Annotated in this window: 17 protein-coding genes; 11 read left to right on the forward strand and 6 right to left on the reverse strand. The window is 70.2% G+C overall.

Translation table 11 applies throughout. The features are described from left to right. Positions 1–61: 61 nt before the first annotated feature. The gene (locus ABZ412_RS00105) at positions 62–634 is read left to right on the forward strand and encodes a TetR/AcrR family transcriptional regulator (protein ID WP_357274478.1); all 573 of its coding nucleotides are present in this window, start codon (positions 62–64) and stop codon (positions 632–634) included. Positions 635–671: 37 nt separating this feature from the next. Here ABZ412_RS00105 and ABZ412_RS00110 read toward each other — a convergent pair whose 3' ends face one another. Then, positions 672–1,277, reverse strand: a complete 606-nt coding sequence (locus ABZ412_RS00110) for an alpha/beta family hydrolase (protein ID WP_357274480.1) — start codon at positions 1,275–1,277, stop codon at positions 672–674. 369 nt (positions 1,278–1,646) lie between these two features. Here ABZ412_RS00110 and ABZ412_RS00115 point away from each other — a divergent pair, with 369 nt between their 5' ends. After that, positions 1,647–3,473 carry an acyl-CoA dehydrogenase gene (locus tag ABZ412_RS00115; protein WP_357274482.1) on the forward strand — a complete coding sequence of 609 codons (1,827 nt, stop codon included), beginning with the start codon at positions 1,647–1,649 and terminating at the stop codon, positions 3,471–3,473. A 138-nt stretch (positions 3,474–3,611) separates the two neighbouring features. Here ABZ412_RS00115 and ABZ412_RS00120 read toward each other — a convergent pair whose 3' ends face one another. Continuing rightward, a complete protein-coding gene (locus ABZ412_RS00120) occupies positions 3,612–5,315 on the reverse strand; it encodes a VanW family protein (RefSeq protein WP_357274484.1) in 1,704 nt (567 codons plus the stop codon). Positions 5,316–5,572: 257 nt separating this feature from the next. On the opposite strand from ABZ412_RS00120, the gene gnd reads away from it, so the two are divergent. From gnd to ABZ412_RS00140, 4 genes are all read left to right on the forward strand, one after another. Continuing rightward, entirely contained in the window at positions 5,573–6,601 is a 1,029-nt protein-coding gene (gnd, locus tag ABZ412_RS00125) for a phosphogluconate dehydrogenase (NAD(+)-dependent, decarboxylating) (protein WP_357274486.1), read from the forward strand. A gap of 71 nt (positions 6,602–6,672) precedes the next feature. Beyond that, positions 6,673–7,842, forward strand: coding sequence for a glycoside hydrolase family 3 N-terminal domain-containing protein (locus tag ABZ412_RS00130; RefSeq protein WP_357274488.1), 1,170 nt, complete (start codon positions 6,673–6,675; stop codon positions 7,840–7,842). Between the two features lie 130 nt (positions 7,843–7,972). Further along, positions 7,973–8,581, forward strand: a complete 609-nt coding sequence (locus ABZ412_RS00135) for a TetR/AcrR family transcriptional regulator (protein WP_357274490.1) — start codon at positions 7,973–7,975, stop codon at positions 8,579–8,581. Between the two features lie 100 nt (positions 8,582–8,681). Further along, a complete protein-coding gene (locus ABZ412_RS00140) occupies positions 8,682–9,857 on the forward strand; it encodes a DUF5685 family protein (protein WP_357274492.1) in 1,176 nt (391 codons plus the stop codon). A 216-nt stretch (positions 9,858–10,073) separates the two neighbouring features. On the opposite strand, the gene ABZ412_RS00145 is transcribed toward ABZ412_RS00140, so the two are convergent. Together ABZ412_RS00145 and ABZ412_RS00150 are read right to left on the reverse strand one after the other, a co-directional pair. Further along, positions 10,074–10,943: a MaoC/PaaZ C-terminal domain-containing protein gene (locus tag ABZ412_RS00145; RefSeq protein WP_357274494.1), complete on the reverse strand. Its 870-nt coding sequence runs from the start codon at positions 10,941–10,943 to the stop codon at positions 10,074–10,076. After that, a complete protein-coding gene (locus tag ABZ412_RS00150) occupies positions 10,940–12,298 on the reverse strand; it encodes a 3-oxoacyl-ACP reductase (RefSeq protein WP_357274496.1) in 1,359 nt (452 codons plus the stop codon). The genes ABZ412_RS00145 and ABZ412_RS00150 overlap by 4 nt, the downstream gene beginning before the upstream one ends. Before the next feature lie 187 nt (positions 12,299–12,485). Between ABZ412_RS00150 and ABZ412_RS00155 the strand changes: the two genes are divergently transcribed. Then, a complete protein-coding gene (locus ABZ412_RS00155; RefSeq protein WP_357094168.1) occupies positions 12,486–13,808 on the forward strand; it encodes an acetyl-CoA C-acetyltransferase in 1,323 nt (440 codons plus the stop codon). A gap of 74 nt (positions 13,809–13,882) precedes the next feature. Here ABZ412_RS00155 and ABZ412_RS00160 read toward each other — a convergent pair whose 3' ends face one another. Both ABZ412_RS00160 and ABZ412_RS00165 read right to left on the reverse strand, forming a co-directional pair. Next, entirely contained in the window at positions 13,883–14,992 is a 1,110-nt protein-coding gene (locus ABZ412_RS00160; RefSeq protein ID WP_357274498.1) for an ADP-ribosylglycohydrolase family protein, read from the reverse strand. A gap of 16 nt (positions 14,993–15,008) precedes the next feature. After that, positions 15,009–15,449 carry a hypothetical protein gene (locus ABZ412_RS00165; protein WP_357274500.1) on the reverse strand — a complete coding sequence of 147 codons (441 nt, stop codon included), beginning with the start codon at positions 15,447–15,449 and terminating at the stop codon, positions 15,009–15,011. 368 nt (positions 15,450–15,817) lie between these two features. On the opposite strand from ABZ412_RS00165, the gene ABZ412_RS00170 reads away from it, so the two are divergent. The 4 genes from ABZ412_RS00170 (at position 15,818) to ABZ412_RS00185 (ending at position 22,141) form a co-directional block, all read left to right on the forward strand. After that, positions 15,818–16,312, forward strand: coding sequence for a universal stress protein (locus ABZ412_RS00170; RefSeq protein ID WP_357274502.1), 495 nt, complete (start codon positions 15,818–15,820; stop codon positions 16,310–16,312). 163 nt (positions 16,313–16,475) lie between these two features. Further along, the gene (locus tag ABZ412_RS00175) at positions 16,476–17,567 is read left to right on the forward strand and encodes an isochorismate synthase (RefSeq protein WP_357274504.1); all 1,092 of its coding nucleotides are present in this window, start codon (positions 16,476–16,478) and stop codon (positions 17,565–17,567) included. A gap of 148 nt (positions 17,568–17,715) precedes the next feature. Then, the gene (locus tag ABZ412_RS00180) at positions 17,716–17,886 is read left to right on the forward strand and encodes a DUF2613 domain-containing protein (protein WP_071812209.1); all 171 of its coding nucleotides are present in this window, start codon (positions 17,716–17,718) and stop codon (positions 17,884–17,886) included. Between the two features lie 85 nt (positions 17,887–17,971). Beyond that, entirely contained in the window at positions 17,972–22,141 is a 4,170-nt protein-coding gene (locus ABZ412_RS00185; protein WP_357275853.1) for an alpha-(1->3)-arabinofuranosyltransferase, read from the forward strand. Positions 22,142–22,147 lie beyond the last annotated feature (6 nt).

Consider the following 22,147-nt stretch of genomic DNA (forward strand, 5'->3'; position numbering starts at 1 on the left):
GTTGACAGTGTCAACCTAGGCGCGCTGGTTGACACTGTCAACCTCTGATTACGATGGACCGATGCCGCCGTCCACCCGCACCGTGCTGCTCGATTCCGCCCTCCGCCTGCTCGACGCCGGCGGGGTCGAGGCCGTCACGCTGCGCGAGGTCGGCAGCGGCGCGGGCGTCTCGCACAACGCGCCCTACAAGCACTTCGCCAACAAGGACGCGCTGCTCGCGGCGGTCGCCGCGCGCGAATTGTCCGAACGCTCAGCGGATTTCGCACGCATCGTGCAGGAGCGCCCGGAGCCGGTCGAAATGCTGCGCGGGGTGCTGCACGGCTATATCGCGTGGGCCCTCGAACACCCCGCCCGCTTCAAACTGGTCTTCGGCCACTGGGCCGACGAGACCCCCGAACTCGCCGAAACCGGCCGCAATGCCCAGAACGCGCTGATCGCCCTGGTCGGACTGGCCCAGGAGGCGGGCAGCCTGCCCGGCGGCGACACCGAACGCCTGGCCTCCCTGGTCCGCGCGCTGGCCCACGGGGCCGCCGACCTCGCCTCCTCCGGCCACCTGGACGCGAACGGCAAGGGGCACGCGACGCCGACCGACCTCGTCGACGACCTGCTCGCCTACCTGAGCAAAGCCCGCTGAGCCCGCGGGCCGAATCCGGTCGGCGGTACCCACCCGCTCAGTTCGCGGACCAGCGCTCCAGCCACGGCTCGATCGCGGCGACGATCTCGTCGAACCCGGCGCGATACGAATGCGCCTGTCCCGCAATGATATGCACCTCGGCCGCATCGGCGGCGTCGGGAATGCCGAAGGGGTCGCGCGCGCCGTTGACCACGACGACCTCGATATCGCCGGGGTCGAGCAGTTCCTCGCGCCGCGACTTCTCCGGCTTACCCGGCGGATGCAGCGGGAACGACAGCGCGACCACGCCGCGCGCACCGGCCGCGCGCGCGGTCCGGCACGCCACCCGCGCACCATTGCTCCGCCCGCCCTGGATCAGCGGCGCGCCCCGGACTTTCTTCCGCAAGGCCGCGATGATCTCCAGCCAGGCCGCGTCCTGCACGTCGGCCTTGCCGGGCGCGCGCCGCCCCGCGACCCGATAGGGCTGGGTCACCAGCGCCACCGCGCCCCCCAGGGCGACAGCCGAATCCCGCACGGCCAGCAAATCTTTCGCATCCACCCCGCCGCCGGCGCCGTGGGTGAGCACCAGCAGGAATCCGGGCTTGTTCCGCCCGGGCTCGGCGATCTCCACCTCCGCCGGTCCGGCACTCGTCTCGATCCGCATATACGCACCGTAACCACCGTCACAGGCCGGTTTCGCGCGGCACACCGGCGGTGTGCGCGAGGGTTGCCCACCCGCCCGGAACCGACTGTGCCGAGGGCCTCACATCGCCCCGGCATCGATCTCCGACAGGGCTTTCACCTGCGATGACGGGATCCCCACGGACTCAACACAACCCCGACCCGCGGTTACCCGCGTGCTTTCGGTCACATTCGGCCTCGATCGGGTTGGCGGGCCTCCTACCGGTCGGTAACATGGCGCATAAGTTACCCGCTAGTAGCGCTGCTTTACGGTGTCTACCCGGTGGAGACCTTACGGGCGGGAACGGCACACACCGAACCGCACCCATCTCAATGGAGAGTGAGTACGACCATGGGTCACTACAAGAGCAACGTCCGCGACCTCGAGTTCAACCTCTTCGAGTTCCTGGGCATCCAGAAGCTCCTCGACGCGGGCGCCTACGGCGACCTCGACGCCGACACCGTCAAGGAAATGCTGAGCGAGGTCCGTCGCCTGGCCGAGGGCCCGCTGGCCGAGTCCTTCGCCGATGCCGACCGCAACCCGCCGGTCTTCAACCCGGACACCCACACGGTCACCCTCCCCGAGTCCTTCAAGAAGTCCTACCGCGCCCTCGAGGACGGCGGCTGGTCCAAGGTTCCGGTCCGCGAGGAGCTCGGTGGCCTGGGCGCCCCCTCCGTCGTCGGCTGGGCGCTGGGCGAGATGGTCCTGGGCGCCAACCCGGCCGCCCAGATGTACGCCGCCGGTGCGGGTTTCGCGCAGGTCTTCTACAACAACGGCACCGATGAGCAGAAGCAGTGGGCGCAGAAGATCGCCGACCGCAACTGGGGCGCCACCATGGTGCTGACCGAGCCCGACGCGGGCTCCGACGTCGGCGCCGGCCGCACCAAGGCGATCCAGCAGGAGGACGGCTCCTGGCACATCGAGGGCGTGAAGCGCTTCATCACCTCGGGTGACTCGGACGACCTCTTCGAGAACATCATGCACCTGGTGCTGGCCCGCCCCGAGGGCGCCGGCCCGGGCACCAAGGGCCTGTCGCTGTTCTACGTGCCGAAGTTCCACTTCGACTTCGACACCGACACCATGGGTGAGCGCAACGGCGTGTTCGTCACCAATGTCGAGCACAAGATGGGCATCAAGGTCTCGGCCACCTGTGAGGTCACCTTCGGCGGCCACGGCGTGCCCGCCAAGGGCTGGCTGGTCGGCGAGATCCACAACGGCATCGCGCAGATGTTCGACGTCATCGAGAACGCCCGAATGATGGTGGGCACCAAGGCCATCGCCACCCTGTCGACCGGTTACCTGAACGCGCTCGAGTACGCCAAGACCCGCGTCCAGGGCGCCGACCTGACCCAGATGACCGACAAGGCCGCCCCGCGCGTCACCATCACCCACCACCCGGACGTGCGTCGTTCGCTGGCCATGCAGAAGGCGTACGCCGAGGGCCTGCGCGCCGTGTACCTGTACACCGCCGCGCACCAGAACGCCGACGTCGCCGAGCTGGTCTCGGGCGCCGACGCCGACACCGCGTTCCGCGTCAACGACCTGCTGCTCCCGATCGTCAAGGGTGTCGGCTCCGAGCGGGCCTACCAGTACCTGACCGACTCGCTGCAGACCTTCGGTGGCTCCGGCTTCCTGCAGGACTACCCGATCGAGCAGTACATCCGCGACGCCAAGATCGACTCGCTGTACGAGGGCACCACCGCCATCCAGGCGCAGGACTTCTTCTTCCGCAAGATCGCCCGCGACCGCGGCGTGGCGCTGGCCCACGTGGCCGGCCAGATCCAGAAGTTCATCGAGCGCGAGGGCGGCAACGGCCGTCTGAAGGCCGAGCGCAAGCTGCTCGCCACCGCCCTCGAGGATGTCCAGGGCATGGCCGCCACCCTGACCGGGCACCTGATGGGCGCCCAGCAGGACCCGAAGGAGCTCTACAAGGTCGGCCTGGGTTCGGTCCGCTTCCTGCTGGCCGTCGGTGACCTGATCATCGGCTGGCTGCTGCTGTCGCAGGCCGAGGTCGCCATCAACGCCCTCGACGCCGGCTCCACCGAGAAGTTCTACGACGGCAAGATCGCGACCGCGCAGTTCTTCGCCCGCAACGTGCTGCCCGAGCTGACCTCGGTCCGCACCGTCCTGTCGAACCTCGACAACGACATCATGGAGCTGGACGAAGCCGCGTTCTGACGAAGGGTCCCGGGGGCTTCGCCCCCGAAACTCCGTAGGGAAACGTCGGGCCCAGCCCCCAAACCCGCCAGCAAAGCGATGCGGCCCGGATTCTTCCGGGCCGCATCGCTTTCGGTCGTTATTGGAACCGTTTGGCCGTTATTGGCACCGCACGACCGGGATCGGGTCGTACTTGACGGTGCGGGTGTTGCGGGAGATCTCCTTGCCCGTCTTGGCATCGCGGATGACGCGGGTGTCGGAGGTGGTGAAGCCGGAGCCGCCGCTGGAGGGGACGCAGTCCTTGCCCGCGGGCAGCGTGATGGTCTGGGGCTCGGTGTATTTGGAGCGATCCCCGGTGATCGATTCGACCTCGACGGTCTTGGTGCTCCACATGCGGACGGTCACGTTCGAGTCGTCGGAGGTGGCGTCGATGATCACGCCGTACGGGGTGTTGTTGCGGAACTTCAGGTCGATCGCGCCGTCGAAGACGGTGGCCTCACGGGCGGCCGGATAGCGCGAGATGTAGTAGCTGTGCTCGGTGTGGCCCGCGTCCTCCATGCCCGCGAAATAGGCGGCGTTGTAAAGGGTGGTGGCGAACTGCGAGATGCCGCCGCCGACCGCGTTGGCGGGACGGCCGTTGTTGATGATGCCGGACTCCACGTAGCCCTCGGCCAGACCGCGGGGGCCGGTGAAACCGTTGAGCGAGAACGTCTCCCCGGGCCGCACCAGCGCGCCGTCCACCTTGCGGGCGACCACGCCGATGTTCACCCCGGACGGTCCGCTGAACCCGCCGGTGGTGAAGGAGCCGATCACCTCGGTGATGCCGAGCTTGCCCGCCTCCTCGGTGGTCAGCTTGGGCTGCACGTCCTTGTAGGTCACCGGCTTGACCCGCATACCGGGCGAAGTCAGCACGGCCGGAAGGTCTTCCAGGGTCTTGTCCCAGTCGACCAGCAGCCCGGGCACCGCGGGCCGCACACTGGCGCGGGAACCGCTCAGGTCGAAGCTCGCGTCCTGCGGCTTCGTCTCGGTGGCCTGCAACTGCGGGGCCACGATCGCGATCATCGCCTCCCGGTTGCTCGAAAGGCCCAGTCCGCCATGGCCGTCCGGCGGGAAGGAGAGCACGCTCGCGATCTGCGCCGGTTCCACGGTGGCGTCGCCGCCCTGTCCGGTGAATGTGATCGGGGCGCGCACGGCCGGTTCCGCGACCATCCGCACGGTGCGGTCGACGGCGTCGGCGGTCACCTTGGCCGGGGTCTCCACCATGGGCAGGGTCACCGTCGAGCCGTCGGCCCAGTGCTCGATCAGCGTGGTGCGGGCGGCCGGGACGTCGAGGGTCAGGCCGGGCACCGGGCGGACCGCGACGGGCCGTGCGCCCTCGAAGGCGATCCCGCCCTCGACGGGACGCCGATCGTGCGCCCGCAGGGCCTCCAGCTGCTTGTCCAGGGCCGCGGCGTCGACGGTTGAGGCTGGCTCCACATCATGGGTGGTGAAGAAGGATGCGATCCGGGTGAAGGGATTGAGCGGCTGACCGCCGATCCGGTCCCACGTGCCGTCCCAGTCGACGTCCAGTCCGGCGGCCCGCGGCACTACTTCGGTGGTGGTGTCCCCGGCGCGGACGGTGACCGGGTGGGTCGCCCGCTGTTCGAGCGCGGGTTCCAGCCGGGCCCGCGCGGCCGCCCGGTCCTCGCCGCCGATATCGATCCCGGCCACCTGTGTACCGCGCGGCACATTTCCGGACGAAACGGACAGATCAACCAGGTATCCGACCGTCGCGGCGGCTGCCAGCACACCCACGGCGATCCCGGCGCGACGTCCGGCCTTCGAATTCAGAACGTGGCGTACATGAGCAATTCCACCGGTCACGAACCATCTCCCAGATTTCAGCAAACCTGCTGCAACGATACCGGGCGTGTGATTTCGGACCAGTCCTGAGACGCAGAGAGCTCCGTGCGGTTGCCGGGTCGGGGGTCTGGCAACAGCACGGAGCCACCCGTTCTATCGACACCGGTTCCAGGGTGTTACACACCCATTTCACGAATCGGGAAAAGTTTCCGGCGAGGGCTATCGTCGTCATAGCGAACGCAACATCTGATCTCGAAAGAGGCGGAGGAGCGACACCTATGCAGCTGGGGATGATCGGACTCGGGCGGATGGGCGCGAATATCGTGCGCCGGATCGTGCGCGACGGGCACACCGCGGTCGGATATGAACACAAGTCCGCACACATCGAGGAACTCGCCGGGGAACTCGGCGACAAGTTCCAGGGCAGTACCGAACTCCAGAAATTCGTGGCCATGCTCGACACCCCGCGCGTGGTGTGGGTGATGATCCCCGCCGGTGCGACGGGCGCGGTCATCGATGATGTCGCCGAGCTGCTGGAGCCCGGCGACATCATCGTCGACGGCGGCAACAGTCGCTACCACGAGGACATCGCTCGCGCGAACACGCTGCGGCCCAAGGGGATTCACTACATCGACATCGGCACCTCGGGCGGCGTGTTCGGCCTCGACCGCGGCTTCTGCCTGATGATCGGCGGCGAACCGGAACCGGTCGCGCACCTGGATCCGCTGCTGAGATCCATCGCCCCCGGCGTGGACGCCGCACCCCGCACGCCCGGGCGCAGCGGCACTCCGTCCCAGGCCGAGCAGGGCTATCTGCACTGCGGCCCGGCGGGTGCGGGGCATTTCGTGAAGATGGTGCACAACGGGATCGAATACGGCGCCATGGCCGCCTATGCCGAGGGCCTCAATATCCTGCACAAGGCGAATGTCGGCAAAGAGCGGGACGACGAGCATTCCGCCGAAGTCACGCCGCTCGAACATCCCGAGTACTACCGCTACGACATCGATATCCCCGAGGTCGCCGAGGTGTGGCGGCGCGGATCGGTGGTGGCGTCCTGGCTGCTCGATCTCACCGCGGCCGAGCTGTATGCCGACCCGAATCTCGACTCCTTCGGCGGCCGGGTCTCCGACTCCGGCGAGGGCCGCTGGACCGTGGACGCCGCCATCGACGAGGGCGTGCCCGCACCGGTGCTGTCGGCGGCCCTGTTCCAGCGCTTCGTCTCCCGCGGCGAAGCCCTGTTCGCGGACAAGACGCTGTCGGCCATGCGCCAGGCCTTCGGCGGGCACCACGAGCTACCGAAGCAGTAAATGGGAGACGCACCACGGCTCGCGGCTGGCCGCTGAAGTCTCGGCGAGGCGGGGGAGCTACCGTCGGAGATATGCGCCTTGCACCGGGGATCGTTGTCGCGGTAACCGCCCTCGCACTGACCGCCTGTTCGAGCGGAAAGGGCACCAACGACGCCGCGCCGAGCAGTAGCGTCAGCGCGGCGGTGAGCAGCAGCGCCGTCGCGCCGCCGCCGACGACGCCGGGTAAACAGGACTGCGCGGCGGGGTACCTCTCGGAGTTCACCCTGCGGCAGAAGCTCGCGCAGTTGCTGACCGTCGGCGTGACCGGTGAGGCCGACGCCGAGAACGTGGTGCGGAACGAGCAGATCGGCGGCATCTTCATCGGCAGCTGGACCGACAAGGCGATGCTGGCCCAGCATCAGGTCGACGCGGTGCAGCAGGCGTCGCGGACCCCGCTCATGGTGACCATCGACGAGGAGGGCGGCCGGGTCTCGCGGGCCAAGGACCTGATCGGGCCCGCGCCCTCGGCCCGGGTGATCGCCCAGACCATGAGCCCCGACGAGTTCTACACCTTCAGCCTGGACCGCGCGAAGAAGCTGCGGGCCCTCGGTGTGACCGTGGACTTCGCACCGGACACCGATGTGAGCGCGCAGGCCGACGACTCGGTGATCGGCGACCGCTCCTTCTCCGATGATCCGGATGTGGTGACGCAGTACGCGGGCGCGCAGATCCGGGCGATGAAGGACGCCGGGCTGGGCAGCGTGATCAAGCATTTCCCGGGTCACGGCTCGGGTTCGGGTGATTCGCACACCGGCGCGGTGCGCACGCCGCCGCTGGATCAGATGCAGAGCACGGATCTGGTGCCGTTCCGCAATCTGGTGGATTCGGGCGCCGCCGTGATGGTCGGGCACCTGGATGTGCCGGGTCTGACCACCCCGAATGTGCCGGCGAGTATCAGCCCGCAGGCGATGGCGCTGCTGCGTCAGGGCACGGGTTACGGCGCAGCACCCTTCGAGGGGGTCATCTTCACCGATGACCTGGGCGGCATGGCCGCGATCACCAGCCGGATGAGCATCGAGGACGCGGTGGAGGCCGCCCTGATCGCGGGCGCCGACAATGCCCTGTGGATCACCACGGACGCGGTGCCGAAGGTGCTGGACCGGCTCGTGGCGGCGGTGAACAGTGGCCGCTTACCGGGATCCCAGGTGGATGCCTCGGTCTTGCGCATGGCAAAGTTCAAGGGCTCCGCGCCGCACTGCTGAGATCGTCCCCGACGCCGCCGTCCAGGCTTGGCGAATCACCGGCAATTCACACTGGCGGAACTTACCATGGAGTAAGATAAGGGCTTCGGCGCTTGCGATGAGCGCCGGATGTCCGGTCCGAGGAGAGTGAATGGCAGGCGGAACGAAACGGCTTCCTCGCGCGGTGCGCGAGCAGCAGATGCTCGACGCCGCCGTGGAGGTCTTCTCGCGCAAGGGCTACCACGACACCTCGATGGACGCGATCGCCGCCGAGGCGAAGATCTCCAAGCCGATGCTGTACCTCTACTACGGCTCCAAGGACGAACTCTTCCGCGCCTGCATCCTGCGCGAGAGCGCGCGGTTCATCGAGGCGGTCGCGGTCGCGGGCAACCCCAAGCTCACCCCGCACGAGCAGCTGCGCGCGGGCCTGGAGGCGTTCCTCGCCTACGTGGACCAGAACCGGCTGTCCTGGCAGGTCCTCTACCGGCAGGCGCTCGGCCAGCAGCCGTTCGCCACCGAGATCGCCAACAGCCGCGACCGGGTCATCGAGCTGACCGCGAAACTGCTGGAGTCCAGCGCCAAGTACGCCGAGCCGGGCACCAATTTCGAGGTGGTGTCGGTGGCGGTGATCGGCGCGGGCGAGGCCATCGCCGACCGGGTCGCGAGCGGGCAGATCGATATGGACGTGGCCGTGAATCTGCTCGACGATCTGGCCTGGCGCGGCCTGTCCGGCAACAAGAAGCGGGCCGAGCCCGCCTGAGCCGGTCGGCCCACCGGACTTGCCGTCCCGGCGCGCGCCTGCCACAGTTCGCTGCGATCGTGTTGCAGGACGGCCCTTCCGGCCGGGGAGCGGGGACATCTTGTTCGGCTTGCTGAAGCCGTGCGCGCACAGTGCGGCACGGCACGGAATCGATCCCTCGGCGTGGCAGGCGCACATGTGCGGCCTGTGCCTGGGCCTGCGCGACGGCCACGGCCAGCTGGCCCGCGCGGCCACCAATACCGACGCCATCGTGCTCGAGATCCTCACCGAGGCGCAGCAATCGCTGCCTTCGCCGCGCACGGCCGCGGGCCCATGCGCGCTGCGCGGCATGCGCCGGGCCGAGGTGCTCGCCGCGGACGCGCCCGGGGTCCGGCTGGCCGCCACCGCGTCACTACTGCTGGGCGCGGCCAAGATTCGCGATCACGTGGACGACGGCGACGCCCACCGGCTGGCCCGCCGCCCGCTGACCCGCGTCTCCACCCGCTGGCACGCCCGGGCCCGCTCGGCCGCGGCGCCGCTGGGCCTGGATGTGGAACCCCTGATCGCGGCCATCGAATCGCAGCTGCGCCTGGAGAACTCGCCCGGCAGCTCGCTGGCGGAACTGACCGAGCCGACCCAGGTCTGCGCCGCGGAACTGTTCGCGCACACCGCGATCCTGGCCGATCGCCCCGAGAACGCCGACGCGCTGCGCGAAGCCGGATGGCATTTCGGCCGGATCGCCCATCTCGCGGACGCGCTCGAGGATCTCGACGCGGACCGCGCCGAGGGTCGCTTCAATCCGCTGTCCGCCACCGGAACCACGCCCGAACAGGCGCATGCCCTGGTGGCCGAATCGAATTCGCTGCTGCGCGCGGCCCTGACCCGGGTCGCCCTGGACCGGACCGCGACGGTGCGCTGGGCGCTGCTCGATCCGCTGGGCAGTGTGGTCAAGCGGCTCGGCCGGGCCGCGGGCGCCGTCCACACCTGCGCCACGGGCGCGTGCCGCACCCAGGCCGCCGCTCTGCCGGTGGCCGCCTTCACGCAGCGCCCGGATTCCGATGACCTGATCAAGCAGCCGAGCCTGCTCGAGGGTCTCGGCATCATCTGCACCCAGTACTGCACCGGTTACGCGTGCTGCGCGGAGCACACCGGCCCGTGCAGCGGCCGCCGCAAAGAGCCGTGGATGAACTGCTGCGACGGCTGCGGGAACTGCGGCTGCGACGGCTGTGACGGCTGCGGAGACTGCTGCGACTGTGACTGCGACTGCTGCGACTGCGGTTGCGATTGCAGCTGCTGACGGCCGGATTTCGTCCGGCTCCGGAATGGCAAGAGCCGCACGCTGTTCCGTCCCGGATGTAGAAACCCCTGCGTGGCGACATCCGAAATATGAAACAGCGTGCGGCTCCTCACCCCCATCGGGCGAACCGCGAATCGCGATCCGGCCCGAGTCTGCGGGTGCCGGGCTCAACACTCCCTCGCGCCGCGGAGCTGAGACCGCTCCGTGTTGCGAGGATCAGCGCAGCGTAGCCGTCAGATGCGGATAGCCCTTCTTCGGGTGCTTCAAGGACAAGTCCCACCCACCGGACGCCTGGTCGGCGTACACGTTCACGGTGGACGGCAGCAGGATCGGCTTGCCGAACTTCACCGAGTAGGTGGTCCGGTCCGGAACCCGGCCCTCGATGGAACCGAGAATGGCGGCCGCCGACCACATACCGTGCGCGATGGGCTTGGCGAATCCGAAGGCCTTGGCGCCCAGCGCGGAGGTGTGGATCGGGTTGTGGTCGCCCGAGGCGGCGGCGTAGCGGTTGATCATCTTCTGGTCGACCCGCAGTGTGCGCAGCGGCGGGGGCGGCACCTCGTCCGGCTTCGGTTCCGGCTTGGGGCCGCCGGACAGCGAGGTGCGCTGCTGGTGCAGGAAGGTGGTGACCTGCCGCCACACCAGCTCACGACCGACGCTCACCTCGGTGACGGCGTCCACGAGCAGGCCCTTCGGGTGCTCGCGCAGGTTCTCGATGTGGGTGTCGAAGTCCAGCGGCTCGGCGACCGAGATGGGGCGGGTGCGCTCGATGACGTTCTCCGCGTGCACCGCGCCGACCGCCACGAACGGGAAGTCCCGGGCGACGACCAGCTGCATGGCCAGCGGGAAGCTGAGCACGAACGGGTAGGTCAGCGGCAGCGAGTCGCTGAAGCGCAGCCCGGTGGCCCGGCAGTAGGCGGCCAGGTGGTCCGGGTTCACCCGGAAGCCCTCCAGCCGGACGCGACGGTCGGGCAGGGTCGGCTTGCGGGCCGAGAGTCCAGGCACCGGCAGCGCGCCGAGGGCGGCCTTGACGAACAGGCCGCCGTTCTTCGGCACCTCGGACAGAGTGATGGTCTGCGACATCATGCTCCGATCATGGCCTGGCCGCAGACGCGAACGATGTTGCCGTTCACCGCGTTCGAGGCCGGGGAGGCGAAGTAGGCGATGGTCTCGGCGACGTCCACGGTCTGACCGCCCTGCAGCAGGGAGGACAGCAGGCGGCCGCCCTCGCGAGTGGCGAGCGGGATGGCGGCGGTCATGGCGGTCTCGATGAAGCCGGGGGCGACCGCGTTGATGGTGATGCCCTTCTCGGCCAGCTTCGGGGCCTCGGCGTTGACCATGCCGATGACACCGGCCTTGGAGGCGCCGTAGTTGGTCTGACCACGGTTGCCCGCGATGCCCGCGATCGAGGACACGTCGATGACGCGGCCCCCGGCGCGCAGCGCGCCCGCGGCGACCAGGCCCTCGGTGATGCGGTGCGGCGCGGCCAGGTTCACGTTGATGACCGAGTTCCAGCGGCCCTCGTCCATATTGGCGAGCAGCTTGTCGCGGGTGATGCCGGCGTTGTGGACGACGATGTCGATGCCGCCGAAACGCTCGGTGGCGAAGGCGGCCAGCTTCTCGGCGGCGTCGGCGGCGGTGACGTCGAGCGCGAGCGCGGTGGCGCCGACCTTGTTGGCGGTCTCGGACAGCGCCTCACCGGCGGCCGGGATGTCGGCGACGATCACGGTCGCGCCGTCACGGGCGAAGACCTCGGCGATGGTGGCGCCGATACCGCGGGCGGCGCCGGTGACCACGGCCACCTTGCCCTCCAGCGGCTTGTCCCAGGAGGCGGGGGCGACGGCGTCGTCGGAGCCGACCCGGAAGACCTGGCCGTCGACGAAGGCCGACTTGCCCGACAGCACGAAACGCAGGGTGGACTCCAGACCCGTTGCGGCGGTGGCGGCTTCGGGGTGCAGGTAGACCAGGTTGGAGGTGGCTCCGCGCAGCAGCTCCTTGCCGACCGAACGGGTGAAGCCCTCGAGCGCACGCTGCGCGATCTGGCCGTCGACCGAACCGGCCAGCTCCGGGGTGGTGCCGATGACCAGCACGCGGCCCGAGGGGGCGATGCTGCGCATGGCGGGCTGGAAGAACTCGAACAGCTGCTGCAGCTCTTCGATGGTCTTGATGCCGGTGGCGTCGAACACGAGCGCGCCGAACTTCACACCCGGGGTGACGGCGTCGACGAAGGTGTAGTCGCCCAGCAGGTTTCGCACGGCGTCCGCGGCGCGGCCCTTGCCGCCGAGCAGCACGGGGCCCGGGAGGGCGGCCTCGCCCGCCTTGTAGCGACGCAGCGTCTCCGGCTGCGGCAGGCCCAGCTTCGAGGCCAGGAACGCGCCGGGGGCGGAGTGAACGAAAGATCCGTAGAGGTTGGGAGCGCCCTTGCTCTTGCTGGCAGCCACGTTTCCTACCTTCTCCTTGTCTAGGCCCGCGGACGGTGGATTCTTCAAGAGCGGCATTGCGCACATCTGCGGGGTACGGTGTCGACAATGAACTTACTCCAGAGTAAGTTTAATGTAAACCGACTGACGTGCGCCCCTCGGGGACGCACGGGCGGAAACTCCCACCGACGAGACACTGGAGACTCGAGTGACCACCAAAGCCCGTTCTGCGAAGGCCGCGGCCAAGAACACCAAGCAGGCCCGCCCGGTTGCCATCCTCGGCGGTAACCGCATCCCGTTCGCGCGGTCCGACGGCAAGTACGCCCACGCCTCCAACCAGGACATGTTCACCGCCACCCTGAACGGCCTGGTCTCCCGCTTCGGCCTGCAGGGCGAGCGCCTGGGCATGGTCGTCGGCGGCGCGGTGCTCAAGCGCGTCGGCGAGCACGGCATGATCCGCGAGAGCGTGCTGGGCTCGACCCTGTCGCCGTACACCTCGGCCCACGACCTGCAGCTCGCCTGCGGCACCGGCCTGCAGTCCATCGTCACCGTCGCCGACGGCATCGCCCTGGGCCGCATCGAGAACGGTATCGGTGGCGGCACCGACACCACCTCCGACGCGCCGATCGGAGTCAGCGAGGGCATGCGCGAGTGGATGCTCGACGCCAACCGCGCCAAGAAGAACTCCGACTACGTGAAGCTGGTCGGCCGTCTGCGCCCGTCCATGGTCGGCATCGAGATCCCGCGCAACGCCGAGCCGCGCACGGGCCTGTCGATGGGTGACCACGCCGCCATCACCGCCAAGGAGTTCGGCATCTCCCGCGAGGCGCAGGACGAGCTGGCCTACCTGTCGCACAAGAACATGGCCGCCGCCTACGACCGCGGCTTCATGGACGACCTCATCACCCCGTTCCTGGGCCTGACCCGCGACGACAACCTGCGTCCGGGCTCCACCCTGGAGAAGCTCGCCACCCTGAAGCCGGTCTTCGGCACCAAGCTGGGCGACGCCACCATGACCGCCGGCAACTCCACCCCGCTGACCGACGGCGCGTCCGCGGTGCTGCTGGGCTCCGAGGAGTGGGCGGCCTCGCGCAACCTCTCGCCGCTGGCCTACCTGGTGGACTCCGAGGTCGCCGCGGTGGACTACATCCACGGCCCCGACGGCCTGCTCATGGCCCCCACCTACGCGGTGCCGCGCATGCTGGCCCGCAACGGCCTGACCCTGCAGGACTTCGACTACTACGAGATCCACGAGGCCTTCGCCTCGGTGGTGCTCGCCACCCTGCAGGCCTGGGAGTCGGACCAGTACTGCAAGGAGCGCCTGGGCCTGGACGGCGCGCTCGGCAAGATCGACCGCTCCAAGCTGAACGTGAACGGCTCCTCGCTCGCCGCGGGCCACCCGTTCGCCGCCACCGGCGGCCGCATCATCGCCCAGACCGCCAAGCAGCTGGCGGAGAAGGGTGGCGGCCGCGCGCTCGTCTCCATCTGCGCCGCGGGCGGCCAGGGCGTCGTCGCCATCGTCGAGCGCTAGCCGACACCGCGTCACCCCCGCGAAGGCGGTGCGGTCCGAGTCTTCGGATCGCACCGCCTTTCTCGTATCCGGGGCTATACGAACAGGTTTCGCGTGCGGCCGGCCAGGTCGGCGAGACCGTCGCCGTCGATGGTGGAGAGCGCGGCGGCCCCGGTCAGGATGCCCACCACCGAGCCCACGGTCGCGCTGTTCGAGTCGGTCTCCCAGCCGCCCCGGACGGTCAGGGTGACCGTCCGGTCGAAATCGCCTTCGCCCCAGAGCAATCCGGCCGCGATGAGGCAGGCGTTGCCGATGGCGTGCACCCGGTTGTAGTGGTCGTGGCGGGCATGGACGGCGGCCACCGCCCGCTCCCAGGTGTCGCCCCGGGCGTGGTCGGCGAGCACCTCGGCCAGGGCGACGGCGAGGCGGGAACGGGCCGGGACGACGGCCGCGGCGGTGCTCAGCGCCGAGGCCGGCACGTGGTCGGTGAAGGCGGCCGCGATCAGGGCGGCCGACCACATGGCGGCCCATAAACCGTTGCCCGTGTGGGAGATCGAGGCGTCGCGGGCGGCCGCGCCGGCAGCCCGCCGGGGGTGTCCGGGGTGGGTGTAGCCGTGGATGTCGGCGCGGGCGAGGGCGCCGACCCACTCCCGGTACGGGTTTCGGTGGATGGCGGTGTCGGGCGGGGCGAAACCGTCGATGAGATTGCGATACGCGACCCGTTCGGCGGTGTAGGTCCGAAGGAACGGCAGGCGCTCGAGCCATTCGGCCGCAACGTCGTCGGGGCTGAAGTCGAGGCCGCGGCGTTCCAGCAGGTGCAGGCCGAGCACGGCGTAGTCGACCTCGGTGGCGGCGCGGGAGCGGGCGGTGTGGCGGCCGAGCCAGCCGCCGTGGAGGCGATCCAGCAGTTCCGGTTCCGGCAATGGTCCGGCCGAATCCTGGTCGCTCCCGGCCAGATTGCCGAGGTGCGGTGCGTCGGCCCATTCCGTGTACGGCCAATCCGGTAGCCGGGGTGCGTGTTCGATCTTGTCCAGGAGTCGGAAGCAGGCTGCGGGAACCGGCCGGTCGGTGTTCGCGAGCTCGTGCACTTCTTCCTCGAAGTCGTCCACGGCGTAACCGGATTCGGCGCGCTGACACCACTCGTAATACAGCAGGGCACGGGGGTCGGCCTCATGATGGCCGAACATGGCCGCCTCGATCGTCACCTCGATACCGCAGCGGTCACAGCACCGCACGGGTGGCCGCGACCACCTCGGAGAGCAACGGCAGCGATTCGTCGCGCCGGGGCTCGCGCGCCCACCAGCGACCCTCGTGGGTGTGCCGCCCGAATCCGGTGGGCAGGATGACATTACTGCGATGCGGGCCGATGTCGACGCTGTTGCGCTCCAGCAGCTCCAGCAGGTCGTCGCCGGGGTAGCCGTCGAAGACCGCGAGGAAGGTGCGGCGCGGCGGCTTGTCGCGCACCAGCACCGGGCCGGGCGTGCCGCGCCCCATCATCTCGTGAAGGATCAAGCCCCCCAAGGGTTCCGGGGTGTTCAACGCCGCGATGGTGTCGTTGAGCGGTAGCACCACGAAGCCGGGGGTGGTCACGTGCACGTAGGGGAGACCGAACAGGGAGCGGTACACACGCGCCCACTCCTGCGGGGTCGTCAGCTCGTCCAACCGCACAATCCACCCCTCGTTCGGGCCCTGCTCCAACGACGGCGATGTCGATCGTCGGCGACCGCCGACGATTTCAGTGAAAACCCGTACCCCCCATCGCACCACCGCTTTGGGTGAATCGTTCGCAAACTGTGGAGAACTTGCGACCGTGTCGAATTGCCCTACGCTTCGCTACGGGCGGGTTCGCGGCCCCTGGTCCCGATTCTTCCCTCCTCCGCTCCTCCGCTCCGCTCCCCCGCTCCAAGGCGGAGGTCTATCGAGCCGCAGTCCAGAATCGGGACGGCCGCGAACACTGAGTTCGGGCTTGACAGGTAGTTCTCGGGGTAGTGTCTGAGAGACAGAGAGGCGTTCCCACCAGGAGGTTCGTCATGCCCTGCGATTTGATGCTGATCGCCTACGACGGCTCCGAGAACGCCCGGCGGGCCGTCGAATACGCGGGACGGTTCCTGGCCGCGAATCGGGCCGTGGTGCTGACGGCGTGGGAGCCGATGGTGCGACAGGCCGCGCGGCTGTCGGGGTTGTCCGGGGTGATGCAGCCGGAGTGGATGACCGACGACGAAATAGAGGACGTCGCGCTCGCGGACGCCCGGAATATCAATGCCGAAGGCGTGCGGCTGGCCAAACTGGCCGGTCTCAACGCTGAGGCGCGCACCGTGGAGTGCAGCACCACCATCTGGACCGCGATCGTCGAGACCGCCGACGAGCTGGATGTGGACATCATCGTGGCGGGCACCCGCGGGGCCACCGGCATCCGCGCCCTCATGCACTCCAGCGTCGCCGACGCCGTGCTCAAGCACTGCCACCGGCCGGTGCTGATGGTCCCGCCGGGCCGCGAACCCGCCCCGAAACCCGCCGGTCGGTGAGGCTCCGGCGCCGCTCGGCGCCCCGCTCGCGGGCCGGATCGCACCGCTTGCGGGAAAGATGCTGGGCCGCAGGGTGATCCGTCTCACCACGCCGATGGCCGGGTGAGAGATGCGTCGCTCCCCGGGCTCGAGCGCGCGGGCGCGGGGCTATCGTCGATCCATCATGGACGGATTTCTGCTCGCGACCCCGGACGGTGTGTTGCGCACCTCCGGCACCCGGGCCACGTTCGACTCGGCGGCGGCCGCGAGCACGGCGCTGCGGTCCGGCGCGGCCGAGCTGATCGTGGGCGCACTGCCCTTCGATCCGCGCGGGCGGGCCGCGCTGACCGCGCCCGAGCAGGCCCTCCACACCGCCGGTCCGTGGCGGCCCGCCGCCCTGCCGGACCTGCCCGACGTCCGGGTCGTCGCCGAAATACCGAGTGCCGCAGACCATGTCGCGCGGGTCACCCAACTGGTCGAGCAGCTGGGCGATCCCGCGCAGCCGCTGCGCAAGGTGGTGGCCGCCCGCGCGCTGCGGGTGGCGGCGGAAGCCCCGCTGGAACCCGAGGTGATCGCGGGCCACCTGGTCACCGGGCATCCGCGCGCCGCCGTCTACGCCGTCGACCTGACCTCCGCCGGACGGCCGGGCGACACCCTGCTCGGCGCGACGCCGGAAACCCTGGTGTCGCGGCACGGCCGCGCCGTCTCCCTGCGCCCGCTGGCGGGCACCCTGCCCCGGCTCGCCGATCCGGCCGCCGACGCCGAGCAAGCCCGGGATTTGCTGGCCAGCAGCAAGAATCGCGACGAGCACGCGTACGTGATCGACTGGATCCGAGAACGGCTGACCCCCGTCTGCACCGAGCTATCCATCCCCGACGCCCCCGAACTGCTCTCCACCCCCGAGGTCTGGCACCTGGCCACCCCCATCCGCGGCGTCCTGCGCGACCCGGCCACCACCGCCCTGGACCTGGCCGTTCTCCTGCACCCCACCCCCGCGGTCTGCGGCACCCCCACCGACCTGGCCCTGGACGCCATCACCGCGCTCGAGGGCGACCGCGGCTTCTACGGCGGCGCGGTCGGCTGGTGCGACGCCGCGGGCGACGGCGACTGGTTCGTGGCGATCCGCTGCGCCGAACTCGCCGCCGACGCCCGCACCCTGCACGCTTCCGCCGGCGGTGGCATCGTCGCGGCTTCCGACCCGGTCGCCGAACTCCACGAGACCACCGCCAAACTCCGCACCTTCCTGGGCGGATTGCACTGCGTGATGCCCGAGTAGCGGCAGCGCTGACACCACCTGTCGCGGGGGTTCGGGGGCGCGGCCCCCGGGATTCATTTCGACCGGCGGTGTGGGGGCGGGCGGCCCCCACGTCAAAACCTGCTAGGTTGGCCGGGTTACGCATGCGTCCGATGTTGGGAGTACCGCGATGAAGTTTGCCGTTCCTGGTGCAGCGAGTGCTGTCGGTGGAGCCCTCGTCGGCCTGGCGGCGGTCCTGGTCATCACAATGGCGGCCTCGCAGGACAAGCGGCCCGATATCGACCGCAGCGGTGACGCCTCGTCGTCGCTGCTGAACAACGTTGAGTACGGCTCGCGCTGACCGGACGACCTCCGAACCAGACCACACCGAAGACTCACAGTCCGCGACCGGTCCGGACGAGGACCGGTCGCCGACTACCGCGCCGCTGGGCCGCCGCTGGCTGCTCGGCAGCGTCATCGCAGCATTCCTGCTGACCTTTCTGCAGGCCCCCGGGCAAACCGTCGCCGATACCAAGTACGACCTGGCGCAGAATCCGCTCGGCTTCCTGTCCCGCGCCTCGCATCTGTGGAGTAGCCAGGCCCCGATGGGCCAGGTGCAGAACCAGGCGTACGGCTACTTCTTCCCGCACGGGGCGTTCTTCTCGCTCGGGCACGTGCTCGGACTGCCCGCCTGGGTGACCCAGCGCATCTGGTGGGCGCTACTGCTGCTCGCCGGATTCTGGGGCATCGTCCGGCTCTGCGAGACCCTCGGCATCGGCAGCCGCGGGTCGCGGGTGATCGCCGCGGTCGCGTTCGCCCTGTCTCCCCGCGTGCTCACCACCCTCGGCTCGATCTCCTCGGAGACGCTGCCGATGATGCTGGCCCCCTGGGTGCTGCTGGCCCCGGCCGCGCTGGGCGTGGCGATGCGGCGGGACCGGAACACCGAACCACCGCGGCGCGGGATGGCGACGCCCGCCGGCAGCGCCGCGGCCCTTGCCCTGATGGGTTCGGTCAACGCCGTGGCCACGGCGGCGGCGTTCCTGCCCGCGGCCCTGTGGTGGTTGTCCTACAAACCGAATCGGGCGTGGTGGCGGTTCACCCGCGCCTGGATCCCGCTGCTGGCGCTGGGCACCTTCTGGTGGGTCGTGCCACTGTTGTTGCTGGGCAAGGTGAGTCCGCCGTTCCTGGACTACATCGAGTCCTCGGGCGTCACCACGCAGTGGGCGTCGCTGGGCGAGGTGCTGCGTGGCACCGACAGCTGGACGCCGTTCGTGTCGCCGGAGCGCATCGCGGGGGCGGTGCTGGTCACCCAGCCCGCCGCGGTGCTGGCCACGGGTCTGCTGGCGGCGGCGGGCATGGCGGGCCTGGCCATGCGGGCCATGCCGAATCGCGGTCGGCTGGTGCTGATCCTGATCGTCGGCCTCACCGGCATCTGCGCGGGCTACGCGGGCGCGCTGGGCGGGCCGTTCGCCGAGCAGGTGCGCCTGTTCCTGGATTCCGGCGGCGCGCCCCTGCGGAACGTGCACAAGCTGGAACCGCTGATCCGACTACCGCTGGTGCTCGGGCTCGCGCACCTGCTGGCCCGGGTCCCGCTGCCCGCCTCGGTGCCGATGCCGGTGTGGCGCAGGGCGTTCGCGCATCCGGAACGCGATCGCATGGTGGCGGTGGGGGCGCTCATCCTGACCGCGCTGGCCCTGTCCACCTCGCTGGCCTGGACCGGCAAACTCGCACCGCGCGGCAGCTACGACGAGGTCCCGGCCTACTGGCGGCAGACGGCGGACTGGCTGGCGCACAACGCCTCCGACACCCGCGCGCTCATCGTGCCGGGCGCGCCGTTCGCCTCCCAGGTGTGGGGCCTGACCCGCGACGAGCCGATGCAGGCGCTGGCGAGCACCCCGTGGGCGGTGCGCGACGCGGTGCCGCTCAACCCGCCCGGCGCGATCCGCGCCATGGATTCGGTGCAGCGGCTCATCGCCGACGGACGGCCGTCGGCGGGCCTGGCGACGACGCTGGCCGGACAGGGCATCGGAGTCCTGGTGCTGCGCAACGACCTCGACCCGGAGACCTCCCGATCGACCCGGCCGATGCTGGCGCACCGCGCCATCGAAGGATCACCGGGGATCCGGAAGGTCACCGAGTTCGGGGATACCATCGAGACCGGCAAGGTGGAGGGCCTGGTCTCGGACGGGGATCTGCGGCCCGGCTACCCGGCGGTCGAGATCTACCGCGTCGAGGCGCCCGCGCCCGGCACGCCCACCAGCGTGCGCGGCGGTGTCGGCGCGCCGGATTCGTTCCCGGGCGCGTTCACGGTCCCGCTCGCGAATCTCCCTGTCGTGCAGGGCGGACCCGAAGCCGTGGAACGACTGCGGCGCAATCCGGCCGTACCGGCCGGACCGGTCCTGCTGTCCGCCGACGCGAACACCGCCGGACTGCCGCAGCACGGCGTCACCATCACCGACACCCCGATGGACCGCGAAGCCGACTTCGGGCGCGTCGACAACCACAACTCGGCGCTGCGCGCGCCCGGCGACGCCCGCCGCACCCACAATCTGGTCCCCGACTATCCGGTGCCCGGCGCGCCGCTGGTGGAGGGCGAATGGTCCGGCGCCACCGTCACCGCCTCCAGCGCCGCAGGCGACGCCACCCAGCTGGGCGGGGCCGCGCCCGGCAGCTCCACCGCGGCCGCGGTGGACGGCGACCCGGCCACCGCGTGGATCAGCAATGGCGCCGAACACGCGGTCGGCCAATGGCTTCGACTCGACCTGGACAAGCCGGTGAGTTCGGCGGTACTGCGGCTGACCACCAGCCCGGCCGCCATCGGCAGCCCGATCAAATGGGTCGAGGTCGAGACCGCCAAGGGCACCGTCGCGGGCCGCATCACCGAACCCGGTGCGCCCGTGTCGATCTCACTGCCGCCGGGGCGCACCGACTGGATCAAGATCACCGCCGTGCACACCGAGGACGGCAGCGCCGGCGGACAGTTCGGGATCGCCGAACTGAGCCTGGACGACTACGCCGACCGCGAGAACCCGGTCACCGTCGACATCCGGCATCGCACCGTGCTCCCGCCCGCCCCCGCCGGCGCCACCGTCGCGGGCTGGGACCTGGGACAGGAATTCCCCGGCCGCAGCGCCTGTTTCGACTCCCCCGACCGGATCCGGTGCAGCAAGGGCCTGGCGCTCGCCGCCGAGGAACCGAGCCTGTTCGAACGCACCCTCCAGGTGCCGGAACCCGTCACCGTGGCCCCGGACCTGATCGTGCACACCCGCCCCGGCCCCGCCCTGGAGGCCCTGCTCACCGATCCGGAGCGACCCATCGCCCGCGGCCGGGCCGATGTCGCGGACCCGCGCGGCTCGGCGCTCGCCGCCACCGACGGCGACCCGCTCACCAGCTGGACCGCGCCCGAGACCACGGTGCGCAACCCCGCCGGGCCCAAACCCACGCTCACCGTCGAACTTCCGGCCCCCACCCTGGTGACCGGGCTGACCGTGACGCCCTCGCGCGGCGACCTCCCCGCGCACCCGACGGCCGTCACCGTGAACCTGGGCGACGGTCCACAGGTGCGGGAGGTGCGGCCGGACTCCGGCAGCACCACCCGCCTGGAGCTGTACCCGACCGTCACCAGCCGCATCGAGATCTCGCTGCAGAGCTGGGACGGCGTGCTGGACCGCACCGCACTGGGTTTCGCGCAGGAACAGCCGCCGGGCCTGGCCGAGGTGACCGTGCTCGGCCCGGACTATCCGGCTCCCGCCGATTCGAATCGGCCCATCACCATCGACTGCGCGCACGGGCCCACCATCGTGGCGGCCGGTCGCACCCTGCACACCACGGTCACCGGGACCGCCGCCGAATTGCGTTCCGGCGCACCGCTGTCCGCCACGGTGTGCGGGGTGGACGACAATGGCGGCGGCGCGTCGGAAGAGCACTCCTTCGAATTCCTCTCCGGGCGTGTGGATGTCGCGGTCGCGCCGACCGATCTGTTCACCGTCGACGAGCTGCGCCTCGACCGCACCCCTCCCCTGCCCGCCGCGACCGACGCGACCGGCGACCGGGTGCTGGTGCTGCCGCTATCGACGAATGTCGGCTGGCAGGCCACGACGGCCGACGGCACCGCGCTGAAACCCGTGGTGATCAATGGCTGGCAGCAGGCGTGGCTGGTGCCGGCCGGCGCGCACGGCCCGATCACCGTGTCCTTCCCCACCGACCGCTGGTACCGGCTGGCCATCTTCGGCGGTCTGGTACTGCTGATTCCGTTGCTGGCGCTGGCCTTCCGGGGCGCACGGTCGCCGGTTCGCTCGGACGGTCCGCCGCCGCGCGCCTGGCGCAGCCGGACCGTCGCCGGGCTCGGCTTGGCCGCCGGGGCCGGCCTGATCGCGGGCCCGGTCGCGTTGGTGCTCACCGTGTTCGGCTTGATCGGCGATCATCTGCGGCCACGCGGGTGGTCGCGCATCCTGATCGCGCTCGCGGGCGGCGGCACCGCCGTGTGCGCCGCCGCGCTGTCCACCGGACCGTGGCGGTCGTTCGAGGGCTATGTCGGCGGTTCGCTGTGGGTCCAGTTCCCGGCGCTGGTCGCGATCATCGCGGTCGGGATCGCGGCCCTCCCGCCGCGGCGCTGAATCACG

Origin of the sequence: Nocardia sp. NPDC005746, assembly GCF_040630785.1 — a bacterium.
Taxonomy (GTDB): domain Bacteria; phylum Actinomycetota; class Actinomycetes; order Mycobacteriales; family Mycobacteriaceae; genus Nocardia.